The organism is Streptomyces gilvosporeus, from assembly GCF_002082195.1.
In the GTDB taxonomy this organism is placed as follows: domain Bacteria; phylum Actinomycetota; class Actinomycetes; order Streptomycetales; family Streptomycetaceae; genus Streptomyces; species Streptomyces gilvosporeus.
Genome location: NZ_CP020569.1, coordinates 7,326,247 through 7,341,280 on the forward strand (window position 1 = coordinate 7,326,247; position 15,034 = coordinate 7,341,280).

Sequence of the window (15,034 nt, forward strand, 5' to 3'; positions counted from 1 at the left end):
GTGCGGGTCGCCCCTCAGCGCTTCTTCAGCGCCCGCTCGATCGTGCGCATGACCTCGTCCAGCGGCGCGTCCGTACGGGCCACGGCCACCAGCACCTCGCCCTCCCGGGAGACGGAAGCCGGGGCGGCCGGCTCCCCGGAGGTCGTGCGGCCCGCGCCGATGCCGGTGCCGAAGGTCTCGCGGACGATCTCGAAGGCATGGTCGAGCTGGGCCTCGACATCGCCCTCGGCGCCGGCCCGCAGCCAGCGGCGCAGGACGTGGTTGTGGGCGGTGACCACGGCGGAGGCGGCGACCTCGGCGAGCAACGGGTCGTCGTCGCCCTCGCGGTGGGCGCCCTCGTCGAAGTGGCCCAGAAGATAACGGGTGAAGAGACGCTCGTAGCGGGCGACCGAGGCGATCTCGGCCTCGCGCAGGGTGGGCACCTCGCGGGTGAGGCGGTAGCGGGCGACGGAGACGGCCGGGGCGGCCGCGTACATCCGCATGACCTCCTTGATGCCGCGGCAGACCGTGTCGAGCGGGTTCTCGTGCGGCGGCGCGGCATCCAGGACGGCCTCGGCGCGTACGAGGGTGTCGTCGTGGTCGGGGAAGATCGCCTCTTCCTTGGAGCGGAAGTGGCGGAAGAAGGTCCGGCGGGCGACCCCGGCGGCGGCCGCGATCTCGTCGACCGTGGTCGCCTCGTAGCCCTTGGTCGCGAACAGTTCCATGGCCGCAGCCGACAGTTCGCGGCGCATTTTGAGCCGTTGGGCGGCCGCGCGGCGAGAGCCCGGAGTGCTGGTGTCGGTGGCGTCGGAGGTCGGCGTACGAGCGGGCTGGGACATGTGGGGACGGTACTGCATATTTACGCGGCCTGCGGCATCAGGTACCGCCCGCGCCCCCCTGACCTGGGACGGACCGCCGGCCGAAGGCTCCAGCAGTCCGCCCCACGGCCCCCCGGCGCGCGGCCGGGGGTGCCCCTTCCCGTCAGCGCTTGGCGTACTCACGGAAGCCGCGGCCGGTCTTGCGGCCGAGGCAGCCCGCCGCGACGAGGTGCTCCAGCAGCGGCGCCGGGGCCAGGCCCGGGTCGCGGAACTCGGCGTGCAGCACCTTCTCGATGGCCAGGGAGACGTCCAGCCCCACGACATCGAGGAGTTCGAACGGGCCCATCGGGTAGCCGCCGCCGAGCTTCATGGCGGCGTCGATGTCGTCCAGCGAGGCGTAGTGCTCCTGCACCATCTTGATCGCGTTGTTGAGGTACGGGAACAGCAGCGCGTTCACGATGAAGCCGGCGCGGTCGCCGCAGTCCACGGCGTGCTTGCGGACCTTGGCGCACACCGCGCGGACGGTGGCGTGGACGTCGTCGGCCGTCAGGACCGTACGGACCACCTCGACCAGCTTCATGGCCGGGGCCGGGTTGAAGAAGTGCATCCCGATGACGTCCTGTGGCCGCGAGGTGGCGCGCGCGCAGGCCACCACCGGCAGCGACGAGGTGGTCGTGGCCAGCACGGCACCCGGCTTGCAGACCTTGTCCAGGGTGGCGAAGAGCTGCTGCTTGACCTCCAGGTCCTCGGCCACCGCCTCGACGGCCAGATCGACCTCGGCGAAGGCGTCGAGCGAGCCGGCCGGGGTGATCGCGGCCAGTGCGGCATCGCGCGCCTCGGCGGTCATCCGGCCCTTGTCCACGGACCGGCCCAGCGACTTGGCGATCCGGGCCTTGGCCTGCTCCGCCTTCTCCAGGCTGCGGGCGGCCAGGACGACGTCGAAGCCCGCCTTGGCGAAGACCTCGGCGATACCGCTGGCCATGGTGCCGGAGCCGGCGACGCCCACGCTGGTGACCGTACGGCCCGCACCGAGCGCGCCGTCGGCCGCGGGGGTCTCCGCGTCCGGGACGACCGAGCCGCTGCCCGGCGCCTCGTACGTGTAGAAGCCGCGGCCCGCCTTGCGGCCGGTCAGCCCGGCCTCGGCCAGCTGCCCCAGGATCGGCGCGGGGGCGTGCAGCCGGTCGTGCGACTCGGCGTACATGGCCTCCAGGACCGTACGGGCGGTGTCCACGCCGATCAGGTCGAGCAGGGCGAGCGGGCCCATCGGCAGACCGCAGCCCAGCCGCATCGCGGCGTCGATGTCCTCGCGGGTGGCGTACCTGGACTCGTACATCGCGGCGGCCTGGTTCAGGTAGCCGAAGAGCAGACCGTCGGCGACGAAGCCGGGGCGGTCGCCCACCGCGATGGGGTCCTTGCCCAGGTCGCGGGCGAGCTGGGTGACGGCGGCGACCGCGGTCGGTGCGGTGAGCACCGAGGAGACCACCTCGACCAGCTTCATGGCCGGGGCCGGGTTGAAGAAGTGCACGCCGAGCACCCGCTCGGGGCGCTGCGAGTCGGCGGCCAGCCGGGTCACCGACAGCGCGTTGGTGCCGGTGGCGAGGATCGCGTCGGGGCGGACCACGGCGTCCAGTTCAGCGAAGACCTGGCGCTTGAGCTCGTAGTTCTCCGGCACCACCTCGATGACGAGATCGGCCTCCGCGGCGGCCTGGAGGTCGGAGAAGGTGCGGAAGCGGGCCAGGATGTCCTGCCGCTCCCGCTCGGTGATCCGCTCGCGCTGCACGGCGCGGGCGGTGGCGGCCTCCAGGGAGGCGACGGCCTGGCGGGCCGCGGCCTGGTCGGTGTCGATGCCGATGACCTCGCGGCCGGCGCGGGTCAGCACCTCGGTGATACCGGTGCCCATGGTGCCCAGGCCGACGACGGCGACCGTGGAAAGGGACAGGGGACTGACTTCGGTCGAGAGATCAGGGGTGGACGAAGGGCCCATCGCGAGACTCCAAGGGTGTTCCCCTGAGGTAGGGGAGAAGTGACGACTGGGACGACAGCAAGAGGGGTCGCACCGACGCGGCCGTACGCAGCGCACAGCGGCCAGAGGGATACGGCGGAAATGCCGCAAAAGCCGCAGCGTCACGGGGGAGCGCCGGCGGGGCGGAAGCCGCGGCGAGCCCTGTCCCGGGGCCGTGCCGTGTGCTCCTGCGATGTCGTGCTGAGTGCGGTGCCGAACCGACTTCGAACCGACTTCGTTTACTGGCGGCTGCGTCACCGGCCGCCCGAGCAGGGGTGCTGCCCGTTCCAGCAGGTTAACCGGTGGGTAACCGAAGCGCCAGGGGTAGCGCGGGTCATTAGGCTGTGGTGCAGGCCACGTCGTCGTCACCCGGGACGGCCCGGCGGGAGGGGAGCGACAAATGGAAGAGGAATTCCACGAGTTGACGGACCGGGTGCGGGCCGAACTCCGCTCCCCGGACGATCTGGCCGCCTACGAGCGGCTGCTCGCACTGGCCCGCAAGAACACTCCGGCCGCCCGCGACGAACTGGCCCGGATGCTGGTCGCCGTCGAACGGCCCCTGTGGGCCCGGGAGATCGCCGCCTTCGTCCTCGGCTGCGCCGGCGACAAGCGCGCCTTCGAGACGCTGGTGCTGCTGCTGAACTACCGCGAACCGGTCCGCTGCGCGACCGCTGCGCATGCGCTGGGTCGCCTTGGCGACCCCCGCACCGCGCGGGCGGCGGCCGCCCTTGCCACCAATCCGTTGCGCACGGCCTATGCGCTGCACCCCGTTCGGCTGCTTGCCGAACTGCGCGCGCCGCAGTCTGTGCCGGCGCTGATCGCTACGCTCGATCGCCTCCTCACCCCCAACACCCCGTATTGGCGCGTCGCCCTCGCCTGCGTGGAGGGTCTGGCGGCGCTCGGTGACCGCCGGGCCGTCTCCACCCTCACCGCTGCCGCGGCGCACCCGCGCCTTGCCGCGGCGGCTTCGGCGGCCCTTGCGCGCCTGGGCGTGTAGCCCGTCCGCTGCGCTTTGCCTGGGCCGACGGTTTTGGCTTTCCCGTCGTTGCGCCTGCGGCGGGCGGGGGTTGTGTGTCGGCCGCGGTGCCGCCCCTGCGGACTTCGTCCTCCGGTGCGGCCCCTCCCGACGGGGGAGGGGAAAGGCGGTGGTTCACCCCCACCGTCTTTTTCCACCCCCAACGGGGAGGTGCCGGGCCGTAGCGGCGGAGCCGTGTAGGGCCGGTGCCGCTGCCGGACAGCCCCGCGCCAGCGGCAACGCCCGCCGCAGGCGCAACGGCGAGAGCACGCGCGGCGCCGCAGACAAAAACGTGGGGCCCAAGCAACGCGCAGCGAACGGTCACAGAAGCGTCAGCTGGGTGGGCCCCGCCGGCCCCGCCGGTGACTCCGGGGGCGCGATCCCCCGGTGGGCGCCGGGCCGATACGGCCCCACGCCGTACTCGGCGGCCAGCTCGTGGACCTGCCGGGTGATGCGCCGCTGGTACCACGTCGGCGCATACGAGCCCCCGGCGTACATGCGCTCGTAGCGCCGTACGAGATGCGGATGATGGCGGCCCAGCCACGTCATGAACCATTCCCGGGCGCCGGGGCGCAGGTGCAGGACGAGCGGGGTGACCGAGGCGGCCCCCGCCTCGGCGATGGCGCGGACCGTGGCCCGCAACTGGTCGGGTGCGTCGCCGAGGAAGGGGATGACGGGCGCCATCAGGACCCCGCACGTGATGCCGTGCGCGGTGAGCGTGCGCACCACGTCGAGGCGGCGCGACGGGGCGGGCGTGCCCGGTTCGACCGTGCGCCACAGCGCGTGGTCCAGGAAGCCGACGGAGACGGAGATGCCGACGTCGGTGACCTCGGCGGCCTGCCGCAGCAGTTCCAGGTCGCGCAGGATCAGCGTGCCCTTGGTGAGGACGGAGAACGGGTTGGCGTGGTCGCGCAGCGCCGTGAGGATGCCGGGCATGAGGGCGTATCGGCCCTCCGCCCGCTGGTAGCAGTCGACGTTCGTGCCCATGGCTATGTGGTCGCCGCGCCAGCGCCGGGCGGTCAGTTCGCGGCGCAGCAGGTCGGGGGCGTTGACCTTGACGACGATCTGGGAGTCGAAGTCGAGCCCGGTGTCGAGGTCCAGATAGCTGTGGGTCTTGCGGGCGAAGCAGTAGACGCAGGCGTGACTGCACCCCCGGTACGGATTCACGGTCCATTCGAACGGCATCCGGGAGGCGCCCGGGACGCGATTGAGGATCGAGCGGGCGCGCACTTCGTGGAAGGTGATGCCGCGGAATTCGGGGGTGTCGATCGTCCGGCTGACGACGTCCGTACCGAACAGCGCGGCAGGGCTGTCGCCCAGATTGTCCCAGCGCATCGGGCCTCCTTCGGGGTCCGGTCGAGCCCCCCCCGTGCAGATAATAGAACATCTGTTCCCTTTCCTGGTGTCACCCCGGATTTTGGGCGTGCCGCCCAGTGGTGGTTGGCTAAGCGGCGCACCGCAGGACCGGCAGCCGAGTACTGGAGGACGACACATATGGGCCAGGTCGAGGCCACCACGCAGCGTGAGATCGCGGCGGACCCGGAGGACGTTTTCGATGCGCTCGCCGACTACAGCGGCACGCGCCAGAAGCTGCTGCCCGAGCACTTCAGCGAGTACGAGGTCCGCGAGGGCGGCGACGGCAAGGGCACGCTCGTCCACTGGAAGCTCCAGGCCACCAGCAAGCGCGTGCGCGACTGCCTGCTGGAGGTCGACGAGCCCACCGATGGGCAGCTCGTCGAGAAGGACCGCAACTCTTCCATGGTGACCACCTGGGTCGTCACCCCGGCGGGCGAGGGCCGCGCCAACGTCGTGGTCAGCTCGATCTGGAACGGCGCGGGCGGGATCGGAGGCTTCTTCGAGCGGACCTTCGCGCCCAAGGGTCTCGGGCGGATCTACGACGCGATCCTCGCCAACCTCGCCAAGGAGATGGAGAAGTAGCCGGTCACCGGTTCGGGTGGTTTCCGTTGCGCCGCGGTGTCCGGTCCGCCGGATCGCTCTCGCACGGAAACGCCTGATGGGAGCCCAATGGGCGTCCCGCGCAACGTACTTGATGTCCCTTCCCGCCCCGCACGCCCCCTTTCGTCGTACTTGATTGCCGTTATCGCCCGATGCGAGAAATGGGCGGTGGTGCAGGTGTGACAAGGGAGGCAGTACGTGGGCGGGACCACCCTGGCGGTACGGGGCGAACGGGCCGCGGTACCCGCCGCGGCCACACCGGGCGGCGCAGTCAAGCCGCCCGGTTCCGGGCGGCCGCGTTTGGTGCTCGCGGGCCTGATGCCCGCGCTGCTGCTCGTGGTCCTCGACCAGACGGCCCTCGCCCCCGCGCTTCCCGCGATCGCCCGTGAGCTGCACGGACTGCCGGTGACGCCCTGGGCGGTCACCGCGTATCTGCTCGCCGCCGCGCTGGGCCTGCCCGTTCACGGCGCCCTCGGCGACCTCTTCGGCCGCAAACCGGCCCTGCTCCTCGCGATCCTGGCCTTCACCGTCGGCTCGGCGTCGGCCGGTTGGTCGCGGTCCATGGGCGAACTGCTCGCCTTCCGCGCCCTCCAGGGCCTCGGCGGCGGCGGTCTGCTGCTCGGCGCCCTGGCGGTCACCGCCACGCTCGTCCCGCCCCGTTCCCGCCGTCGCTGCCGGGGCCTGATCGCCGTCGCCCTCGGACTCGCCTTCGTGGCCGGGCCGTTGGCCGGCGGCCTCCTCGCCGACCATGCCTCCTGGCGCTGGGGCTGCTTCCTCACGGCGCCCTTCGGTGTGCTGGCGTTTCTCGTCGTCGCCACCCGGCTCCGGCTGCCGAAGCCCGGTGCCCGGCCGCGGCGCGACCTCGCGGGCGCGCTGCTGCTGACCGTCTGCGCCATCTGCCTCGGGCTGCTGGCCAGTTGGGGCGGCGGCGCGTATGCCTGGACCTCGACGGTCGTCCTCGGCCTCGGCGCCGGTGCGCTCGCCGCCGCCCTGCTCTTCCTCGTCGCCGAGCGCTTCGCCGCCGCGCCGCTCCTCCCGCCCCGGCTGCTGCGCGACTGCCTGGTGGGCATCACCGGTCTGGTCGGCGCGGTCCTCGCCCTCGCCCTCCACGGCGCCCTCGGCGGGCTTCCGGACCTTGCGCGCACGGCGGGCGACGCCACCGAGGCCGGTCTGCTGACGGTGCCCCTGCTGCTCGGCATCGTGCTCGCCGCCCTGGTCTCCGGCCGGCTCATCGTCCGCACCGGCCACCACCGGATCTTCCCCCTCCTCGGCTGCGCGGTGGCCGCCGAGGGCATGTGGCTGCTGACCCGTACGGCGCAGGACGCCCCCTACGGCGCCCACGGCCTGGGGACCGGCCTGCTCGGCCTCGGCATCGGTTTCGTCCTGCCGGTGCTGGTGCTCGCGGTACGCAACTCCGCGTGCCGCTACGGCGCCGCCTGCCGCGCCACCACCACCGCCCGATGGCTCGGCGGCAGCATCGGTGTGGGCCTCTTCTGGACCCTCGCCGCCGCCCGCCTCACCGGACAGCTGACCCCCCACCTCGCCGCCTCCGCGCACGCCGTGCCGGAGATCGTCCGCTGCCTCGCCCCGCTGCTCGCCCTGGGTTTCCTGCTCGCCCTCTTCCTGAAAGAGAAACCACTGGTGTCCCACACCTCTGCCGCCACGTCGGCCACCCCGATGCCGCATCTTCCGTACGGCGACGCCGAGAGCTCCCCGGCCGGTGTGCCCAGGGCCCGCACGGCCGCCAACTCCTATGGCGCGCACGCCGGTTACGCCGCCTCGTCGGCCGGCGTCCCGGTCTGCGGCACGGTCCAGCACCACGACGGGTCCATCGTGCCGCGCGCCGCGCTCACCCTCATCGACAACGCCGGCCGGCAGGTCGGACGCGGCGCCACCGGCGAGGACGGCCGCTATGCGCTGGGCACCCCCGGCGCCGGCTCGTACGTCCTGATCGCGGCGGCGGGCGGACACCAGCCGCAGGCCGTCACCGTCACGGTCGGCGAACGGCCGGTCGAGCTGGACGTGGTGCTCGGCGGCGCCGGACGCCTGGCCGGGACCGTCACCACCGGCGACGGCACCCCCGTACGCGATGCCATGGTCACCCTCACCGACGTCCGCGGCGAGGTCGTCGCCACCACCCGCAGCGGACGCGAAGGCGGCTATGTCATCGGGGAGTTGGTGGCCGGCGAATACACCCTCGCCTCCAGCGCCCCCGCCTTCCGGCCCGCCGCGCTCCCCGTCACCGTCCACGCCTCCCGCGAGACCCGCCAGGACATCGAGCTGGCCGGTGGCGCGGTGCTGCGCGGCACCGTACGGGCCGGCGGCGGCCGCCCGGTGGAGGACGCCCGGGTGACGCTGCTGGACGCGGCCGGCAACGTCGTCGACACCGCCACCACCGGCCCCGACGGCCTCTTCCGCTTCGTGGACCTCTCGGCCGGCGAGTACACCGTCATCGCCGCCGGATACCCGCCGGTGGCCACCGTCCTCCAGGTCGCCGGCGGCGGCCGCACCGAACGCGACCTCCAACTCGGCCACGAGGACTGATGTCCCGCGGCGGTCGACCGGGCTGCCGTAGGGGGCGACTCAGGGCCCGCCGGGTGGGTCGGCGGGCGCCTCGGCGAACCGCAGCCGGGTGATCAGCGGACGGTTCTTGCGCAGCAGCGGAACGGCGGCGGTGTGCGGGGCGAGGAGGCCGAGGAGGCCGCGGCCGTACGGGAGCGGGACGTCGGTGACCTCGGTGACGGACGGGTGCTCGGCGCGCAGCAGGCGGCGCTGGGCGGCGTCCATGCCCCAGGGCATCGGCGGCAGGCGGTGGCCGCCCGGGCCCCGTACCCCGTCGCGGGAGCGGGCGCTGTAGCGGCGTGACACGGTGTCGAAGACCATCGTGCCGCCCGGAAAGGCCGCCGCACACGCGCCGATCAGCCCATGGGCCTGGGCGGGTTGCAGATACATCAGCAGGCCCTGAGCCGTCACCAGCACCCCGCGCGAGGCGTCGATCCCCGCCATCCAGCGGTGCTCGCGGGCGTCGCAGGCGACCAGCCGCTGCCGCGCGCCGTGCGGCAGCAGGCGTCTGCGCAGCTCCAGCGGGTCGCTCAGATCGACGGTGACCCAGTGCACCCGGCCGTTGTCCACCCGCCAGAACTGGGTCTCCAGCCCCTCCCCGAGGGCGATCACGGTGCCCTCCGGGTGCCGGGCCAGAAAGTCCCGCACCACCCCGTCGAACGCCAGCGCCCGCAGCGCGAGCACCTGCGCCGCCCCCGGCCGGGCCGGACCCAGCCGCTCCCGGAACGGGAAGTCCGCCTCGGCCACCAGCCGCACCGCGCGGGGATCGGCCAGTACGGCATCCGGACGGGCGGCCTCGGCGGCCCGGTGATAGACGGTCCACAGCGCCGTCTCGGGAACGCCCCGGAGGTCGACCGGGCTTCGGCCGGGCACCGGTTGGTGGGTCACGTCCTGACGGCGCACGTCCTCGATCATGTGGCGTTCCTACCGGGGGACCGGCCCGCTGCCGGGAGCATCGCCGTGCCGGTCACCCGGAGGGGTGCAAAGTCCTACCGGGCGGTGGGTGGGGGCGGGCGGTGGCTTTGCGTTGGAGTGTGCTCCAGCGCCTAGCGTCTGCCGGGCGGTCACCCGACCGCGCGGACCGACCCAGAGGAATCACCGTGCGCTACACACTGTTCGGTAAAACCGGCCTTCGCGTCAGCGAGTTGAGCCTGGGAGCGATGACCTTCGGCGGGGACGAGGACGGCGGCTGGGGCGCCGACAAGGACACCAGCGCCCGCCTGCTCGATGTCTATGCGGAAGCGGGCGGCAATTTCCTCGATACCGCCAACAACTACACCGGCGGTCGTTCGGAAACGATTCTCGGGGAGCTGCTGGGCGGCCGGCGGGAGCGTTTCGTCGTCGCCACCAAGTACACCTGCGCCACCCGCACCGGCGATGTGAACGCGGCCGGGAACCACCGTAAGAACCTCGTCCAGTCGGTGGAGGCAAGCCTGGGCCGGCTGCGTACGGACTATGTCGACATCCTCTGGGTGCACGCCCGGGACGCCTTCACCCCGGTCGAGGAGACGATGCGGGCCCTGGACGATCTCGTACGCGCCGGAAAGGTGCTCTACCTCGGGGTTTCCGACTGGCCCGCCTGGGAGATCGCCCAGGCCGGTACGCTCGCCGAACTCCGCGGCTGGACCTCCTTCGCCGGATCGCAGCTGCGTTACAACCTGCTGGAGCGCACCCCCGAGCGCGAACTGCTGCCGCAGGCCCGGGCGTTCGACCAGGCGGTGCTGGCGTGGGCCCCGCTCGCCGGCGGCAGGCTCACCGGCAAGTACCGCCGGGGCGGGACGGGCCGGCTGACCGTCGACAGCGCCTACAGCGGCGGCCACCACAACGAGGACGCGACCCTCACCGCCGTCCTGGAGATCGCCGAGGCGGGCGGCTGGAGCCCGGCCCAGGTCGCCCTGGCCTGGCTCCGCAGCCGCTCCGGCAACATCATCCCCATCGTCGGCGCCACCAAGGAGGCCCAACTCGTCGACAATCTCGCCGCCGTGGACGTGGAGCTCGACGCCGACGCGCTGGCCCGGCTCGACGAGGTGAGCGCCGTACCGCTCGGCTTCCCGCACGACTTCCTGCGGGAGGAGGGGGTCCAGGAGAACGTGTACGGCGACCGGCGCGGCGCGATCGACGACCGGCGGTCGACGTACCGGCGGACGACCGAGGGGTTCCGTTAGGAGCCGGCCCCCGGGTCCTCACTTCAGCCGCTGGATGCGGCGGGCCACCCGCGCATGGTCCCGCAATTTCTCCGCCAGTTCGGGCAGCTGCGGCTCGCCGCGGTCCACCAGGACGCGTCCGCCGACGATGGTGGTCCAGGCGCGGGACGGGCCGCAGCGCAGCCAGGCTTCGACGGGGTCGGTGAACGAGCCGGCGAGGGCCACCTCGTGGGTGTTCCAGACGACGAGGTCGCCGCAGGCGCCGGGGCGCAGATGGCCGAGTTCGTCGTCGCGGCCCAGGCAGCGGGCGGAGCCCCGGGTCGCCATGTCGAGGGCGTCGCGGGCGGCCATCGCCCCGGGGCCGCCGCGGTAGCGGGCGAGCAGCAGGGCGGCGCGGGCCTCCATCCACAGCGAGGCGTGGTCGGTGGAGGCGGAGCCGTCGCAGCCGATCCCCACGGGCATGCCGAGGGCGCGCATCTCCCGGATGGCGGCGGTGCCGCCGCCGATCAGCATGTTGGAGCTGGGGCAGTGCGCCACCCCGACCCCCGCCGCGGCGAGCCGGGCGCGCTCGTCGTCCTGGGCGTAGATGCAGTGCGCGACCCACGTACGGTCGGTCATCCAGCCGACCGACTCGAAGTACTCGACGGGCCGGCAGCCGTGGGTCTCCTGGCAGAAGGCGTCCTCGTCCGGGTCCTCGGCGAGATGGGTGTGCAGCCGTACGTCGAGCCGCTCGGCCAGTTCCGCGGTCTGCACCATCAGCTCCCTGGTCACCGAGAACGGCGAACAGGGCGCCAGCGCGACGCGGATCAGCGCGCCGGGGGAGGGGTCGTGATAGGCCGTCACCACCCGTTCGCTGTCGGCGAGTACCTCGTCGTCGGTCTGCGTGACGGAGCGGGGCGGCAGTCCGCCGTCCTCGACGGAGCGGGTCATGGAGCCGCGGGTGGCGTGGAAGCGGAAGCCGATCTCCTGCGCGGTACGGATCTCGGCGTCGACCAGGCGGGGGCGCGGATGGACGTAGAGGTGGTCCATCGAGGCCGTACAGCCGCCCATCAGCAGTTCGGCGATGCCGACGTAGGTGGACAGATGGACGGCTTCGGCGTCGAGGCCGGACCACAGGGGGTAGAGGGTGGTGAGCCAGTCGAAGAGGGTGCCGTTGACCGCGGGGGCGAAGGAGCGGGTGAGGTTCTGGTAGAGGTGGTGATGGGTGTTGATCAGGCCGGGGGTGACCAGCCGCCCCGTCGCCGCGACCGTACGGGCCACGCTCTCCGGTTCGCTGCCGGGCCCGCCGACCGCGGCAACTCGGCCGTCGCGCAGGGCGATCCAGCCGCCCGGGATCTCGGTGGCGCCGTCGACGACCAGCAGCTGGGCGTCCTTGACGAGCAGGTCGTAGTCGTGCGTGCGGCGGTGACCGGTGCTGCCGGCGGGCGTGCGCATGCGGAGGTCTCCCGTGGTCGGTGTGCCGACGTGGCACAAGGACAGCAGCGAGTACGCGGTTGCCCTGTACCGGTGCCGAGCGCCGACCCCGGATCGTCACCACCCGCGGGCGCGGGCGGACGGGCGTTTCTGTGTGAGTGGTCTCTGATCCTGTGCCCGCTCGGCGGCCGCGTATGCGTTTTCGTGCGTAACGCTCATGATCCGGTGATCCGGCTTGGTGTATCGCTCATGATCCGGCTTCGGCGGGAGAGGGGAGTGAGTCGAGGAAATCCCCGAGCGCCGCGTTGAATTCCGCGGGGCGTTCGAGGTTCGGCAGATGCCCGGCCTGCGCAATGACCTTCAGTGTGGCGCCGGGGATGCGCTCCGTGATGATCCGGGCATCGCTGACGGGTGTGAAGGCGTCCTCCTCGCCGACCACGACCAGCGTCGGCACCTCGATCCCCGACAGCAGGCCGGTGTAGTCGCGGCGTTCGGCGCGGCCGCGCAGGGCCGCGGCGGCGCCCTCGGGGGACGCGCCGCGCATCATGTCCAGGACGTGGCGGGCGACGGCCGGCTGGGCGTGGACATTGCGGGGAGTGATCGTCTTGGGCAGCACCTCCTGTGCATAGCCGGCCATCCCCTCGCGCAGCAGCCGCTCGGCCGTGGTGCGGCGCAGTGCCCGGCCCTCGTCCGTATCCGCCGCGGCGAAGGTGTCGGCGAGCAGCAACCCCCGTATGCGGTGCGCGAATTGACGGTGGCACTCCATGACGATCTGCCCGCCCATGGACAGCCCGCCCAGCACGAAACGCTCGATTCCGAGGGTGTCCAGCAGGCCGATGATGTCCTCGGCGAAGGTTTCCAGACGGGTCTTCCCGGGGGCGGGCGGCGCGGTGTCGGTGTTTTCGCCGTAGCCGCGGAGATCGGGGGCGATGACGCGCCAGCCGGCCTGCCGGGCGTAGGCGATCTGCGGGTGCCACATGGTGCGGTCGAAGGGATGGCCGTGGATGAGGACGAGCGTGTTGGCGGTGTCCGTGTCCGTGCCCGTGTCCGTGCCCTCGTCCGTGTATCCGGTGGTGATCATCGCGTTCCCCCTTCTGCGGCGACGGTCGCCGCCTTGACGCCTCGATGCTATTGAGGGCAATCTCTCGGTGCAATAAAAACAATGTGCTCGGTGCAATGTTGAGTTGTGCGAACCACGGGCGAGTGACCCGCGGGCGTCGGAGGGGGAGAGTCGATGGACGACTACCGGGCGATCGCCGATGAGCTGGCCGCCGAGATCGCCTCGGGTCAACTCCGGCCCGGCGACCGGCTGTTGCCGCTGCGGCGGTACGCCCGGCGGCGGGGGATCGCGAGTTCGACGGCGGCGCGGGTCTACCGCGAACTGACCCGTCGGGGGCTGACGGTGGGGGAGGTCGGACGGGGCACCTTCGTACGGACCTCGGCGCCGGCGGCCGAGCCCGCGCTGGCCGAGCCGGGGGAGGCGCGGATCGATCTGGAGCTGAACTTCCCGGTGCTGCCCGGACAGCCGGACCGGCTCGCGGCGAGCCTCCAGCCGCTGCTGCGCACCGATGCGCTGGGGCCCGCCCTGCGGCCGGTCGGCGCGGCCGGCACCGCGGGTGCGCGGCACGCCGCCGCCGCGCACCTCGCCCGCGCCGGCTGGGCCCCGGACCCCTGTCAGCTGCTCTTCGCGGGCAACGGGCGGCAGGCCCTCGCCGCGGCCATCGCCACCCTCGTCCCGGCCGGTGAACGCCTCGGCGTCGAATCCCTCACCTACCCCGTGGTCAAGGGCATCGCCGCCCGCCTCGGCGTCACCCTCGTACCGCTGGCGATGGACGCCCACGGCCTCGTCCCCGAGGCGATCGAGGACGCCCCGCCGCTGCGCGCCGTCTATCTCCAGCCCGCACTGCACAATCCGCTCGGCCTCACCATGCCCGGCACGCGCCGCGAGCGGCTGGCCGAAATCCTGCGCCGGCACGATCTGTTCGCCATCGAGGACGCCATCTACGGCTTTCTGCGCAACGATCTCAGCCCGCTCGCCGCCCTGGCACCCGAGCGCACCGTCGTCATCGACAGCCTCTCCAAACGCCTGGCGCCCGGCCTGACCCTGGGGTTCCTCATGCCTCCGGCGGGCCGTACGGCGGACTTCGCGGCGGCCCTGCGCTCCGGGGCCTGGACGGCCACCGGCTTTGCGCTCGATGCGGCGACCCGGTGGATGGCCGACGGCACCGCCGCCGCCATCGAGGAGGACAAACGCCGCGACGCCGCCGCCCGCCAGCGCCTCGCCGCCGAACGCCTCGCCCCGCACCCCCTCCAGACTGATGCCCCGCCCGCCCTCCAGATTCATGCCCCGCCCGCCCTCCAGGCCGATCCGCACGCCTACCACCTGTGGTGGCAGCTCCCGGACCCGTGGCGGGCCGACACCTTCGTCGCCGCCGCGGCCCGCCGCGGTATCGCCGTCACCCCCTCGGGCGCCTTCGCCGTCGGCCGCGGCCACACCCCCAACGCCGTACGCCTGGCCCTGGCCTCCCCGCCCCTGGAGACCCTGGCCGAGGCGCTGGGCGTACTGGCCGAACTGGCCCGGGGCACACCGGAGGACGCCGGGGCCGAGTAGCGAACGGGCGGCCGCGCTCAGTCCGTGTGCGGGCCGCCGCGGAACACGTACAGCTCGGGCAGGTTGACCACGACGGCCTCCTGGGTGCTGCGGGCGATCACCACGACGGCCTCTTCGTCGGGGCTCGGGTTCTCCTCGCGGTGCGGGACGTACGGCGGGACGAAGAGGTAGTCGCCGGGGGAGGTGCGCAGGCGGACTTCTTCGGGGGTGCCGCCGGAGTCGTCGAGGAACACGAATTCGGGGTGTCCCTTGACGATATGGATCGCCGTTTCGGAGGCGCCGTGGTGGTGGTCGGCGGACACGGTGCCCGGTGCGACATGGGTCTGCCCCATCCAGAGGCGCTCCGAGCCGACCGTGCTGCCGCTGATCGCGGCGAAGCGGCGCATGCCGCCGGTCTGGGCGGTGTCGGCGTCGAGCGCATCGGCGCGGATGTGGTGCAGCCGGGCGCGCAGGGGGAGCGCATCGCCGGGCGAGGCGTCGGGAAGGTCGGGGTGGAATGCGTCGTACGAGGTCATGGGGCCACGGTACGGAGCG

Annotated in this window: 12 protein-coding genes; 5 read left to right on the forward strand and 7 right to left on the reverse strand. The window is 72.9% G+C overall.

Going from position 1 to position 15,034, the window contains the following annotated elements:
• Positions 1-14 precede the first annotated feature (14 nt).
• Complete coding sequence (locus B1H19_RS32500) at positions 15-818, reverse strand: TetR family transcriptional regulator (RefSeq protein ID WP_203237276.1); 804 nt, start codon at positions 816-818, stop codon at positions 15-17.
• Positions 819-960: 142 nt separating this feature from the next.
• On the reverse strand, positions 961-2,781 hold the full coding sequence (locus B1H19_RS32505) for a 3-hydroxyacyl-CoA dehydrogenase family protein (protein ID WP_083108469.1): 1,821 nt from the start codon (positions 2,779-2,781) through the stop codon (positions 961-963).
• Positions 2,782-3,199: 418 nt separating this feature from the next.
• Between B1H19_RS32505 and B1H19_RS32510 the strand changes: the two genes are divergently transcribed.
• The gene (locus B1H19_RS32510; protein ID WP_083108470.1) at positions 3,200-3,796 is read left to right on the forward strand and encodes a HEAT repeat domain-containing protein; all 597 of its coding nucleotides are present in this window, start codon (positions 3,200-3,202) and stop codon (positions 3,794-3,796) included.
• A gap of 339 nt (positions 3,797-4,135) precedes the next feature.
• Here the strand turns inward: B1H19_RS32510 and B1H19_RS32515 are convergent, their stop codons facing one another.
• Entirely contained in the window at positions 4,136-5,149 is a 1,014-nt protein-coding gene (locus B1H19_RS32515) for an Rv2578c family radical SAM protein (RefSeq protein WP_083108471.1), read from the reverse strand.
• Positions 5,150-5,308: 159 nt separating this feature from the next.
• Here B1H19_RS32515 and B1H19_RS32520 point away from each other — a divergent pair, with 159 nt between their 5' ends.
• Together B1H19_RS32520 and B1H19_RS32525 are read left to right on the forward strand one after the other, a co-directional pair.
• A complete protein-coding gene (locus B1H19_RS32520; RefSeq protein ID WP_083108472.1) occupies positions 5,309-5,752 on the forward strand; it encodes an SRPBCC family protein in 444 nt (147 codons plus the stop codon).
• A gap of 216 nt (positions 5,753-5,968) precedes the next feature.
• Complete coding sequence (locus tag B1H19_RS32525) at positions 5,969-8,314, forward strand: MFS transporter (RefSeq protein WP_418361488.1); 2,346 nt, start codon at positions 5,969-5,971, stop codon at positions 8,312-8,314.
• 39 nt (positions 8,315-8,353) lie between these two features.
• Here the strand turns inward: B1H19_RS32525 and B1H19_RS32530 are convergent, their stop codons facing one another.
• Positions 8,354-9,247, reverse strand: coding sequence for a class I SAM-dependent methyltransferase (locus tag B1H19_RS32530; RefSeq protein ID WP_083108473.1), 894 nt, complete (start codon positions 9,245-9,247; stop codon positions 8,354-8,356).
• A gap of 185 nt (positions 9,248-9,432) precedes the next feature.
• On the opposite strand from B1H19_RS32530, the gene B1H19_RS32535 reads away from it, so the two are divergent.
• On the forward strand, positions 9,433-10,497 hold the full coding sequence (locus B1H19_RS32535; protein ID WP_083108474.1) for an aldo/keto reductase: 1,065 nt from the start codon (positions 9,433-9,435) through the stop codon (positions 10,495-10,497).
• Positions 10,498-10,515: 18 nt separating this feature from the next.
• On the opposite strand, the gene B1H19_RS32540 is transcribed toward B1H19_RS32535, so the two are convergent.
• Together B1H19_RS32540 and B1H19_RS32545 are read right to left on the reverse strand one after the other, a co-directional pair.
• Entirely contained in the window at positions 10,516-11,910 is a 1,395-nt protein-coding gene (locus tag B1H19_RS32540; protein WP_083108475.1) for an 8-oxoguanine deaminase, read from the reverse strand.
• A 226-nt stretch (positions 11,911-12,136) separates the two neighbouring features.
• Positions 12,137-12,970 carry an alpha/beta fold hydrolase gene (locus tag B1H19_RS32545; RefSeq protein ID WP_083108476.1) on the reverse strand — a complete coding sequence of 278 codons (834 nt, stop codon included), beginning with the start codon at positions 12,968-12,970 and terminating at the stop codon, positions 12,137-12,139.
• Positions 12,971-13,123: 153 nt separating this feature from the next.
• Between B1H19_RS32545 and B1H19_RS32550 the strand changes: the two genes are divergently transcribed.
• On the forward strand, positions 13,124-14,500 hold the full coding sequence (locus tag B1H19_RS32550) for an aminotransferase-like domain-containing protein (RefSeq protein WP_083108477.1): 1,377 nt from the start codon (positions 13,124-13,126) through the stop codon (positions 14,498-14,500).
• Between the two features lie 17 nt (positions 14,501-14,517).
• On the opposite strand, the gene B1H19_RS32555 is transcribed toward B1H19_RS32550, so the two are convergent.
• A complete protein-coding gene (locus B1H19_RS32555; RefSeq protein ID WP_083108478.1) occupies positions 14,518-15,015 on the reverse strand; it encodes a cupin domain-containing protein in 498 nt (165 codons plus the stop codon).
• Positions 15,016-15,034 lie beyond the last annotated feature (19 nt).

Coding starts and splice junctions, on each gene's coding strand:
- B1H19_RS32500 (WP_203237276.1), bottom strand. CDS start 818: ATGTCCCAGCCCGCTCGTACGCCGACCTCCGACGCCACCGACACCAGC.
- B1H19_RS32505 (WP_083108469.1), bottom strand. CDS start 2,781: ATGGGCCCTTCGTCCACCCCTGATCTCTCGACCGAAGTCAGTCCCCTG.
- B1H19_RS32510 (WP_083108470.1), top strand. CDS start 3,200: ATGGAAGAGGAATTCCACGAGTTGACGGACCGGGTGCGGGCCGAACTC.
- B1H19_RS32515 (WP_083108471.1), bottom strand. CDS start 5,149: ATGCGCTGGGACAATCTGGGCGACAGCCCTGCCGCGCTGTTCGGTACG.
- B1H19_RS32520 (WP_083108472.1), top strand. CDS start 5,309: ATGGGCCAGGTCGAGGCCACCACGCAGCGTGAGATCGCGGCGGACCCG.
- B1H19_RS32530 (WP_083108473.1), bottom strand. CDS start 9,247: ATGATCGAGGACGTGCGCCGTCAGGACGTGACCCACCAACCGGTGCCC.
- B1H19_RS32540 (WP_083108475.1), bottom strand. CDS start 11,910: ATGCGCACGCCCGCCGGCAGCACCGGTCACCGCCGCACGCACGACTAC.
- B1H19_RS32545 (WP_083108476.1), bottom strand. CDS start 12,970: ATGATCACCACCGGATACACGGACGAGGGCACGGACACGGGCACGGAC.
- B1H19_RS32550 (WP_083108477.1), top strand. CDS start 13,124: ATGGACGACTACCGGGCGATCGCCGATGAGCTGGCCGCCGAGATCGCC.
- B1H19_RS32555 (WP_083108478.1), bottom strand. CDS start 15,015: ATGACCTCGTACGACGCATTCCACCCCGACCTTCCCGACGCCTCGCCC.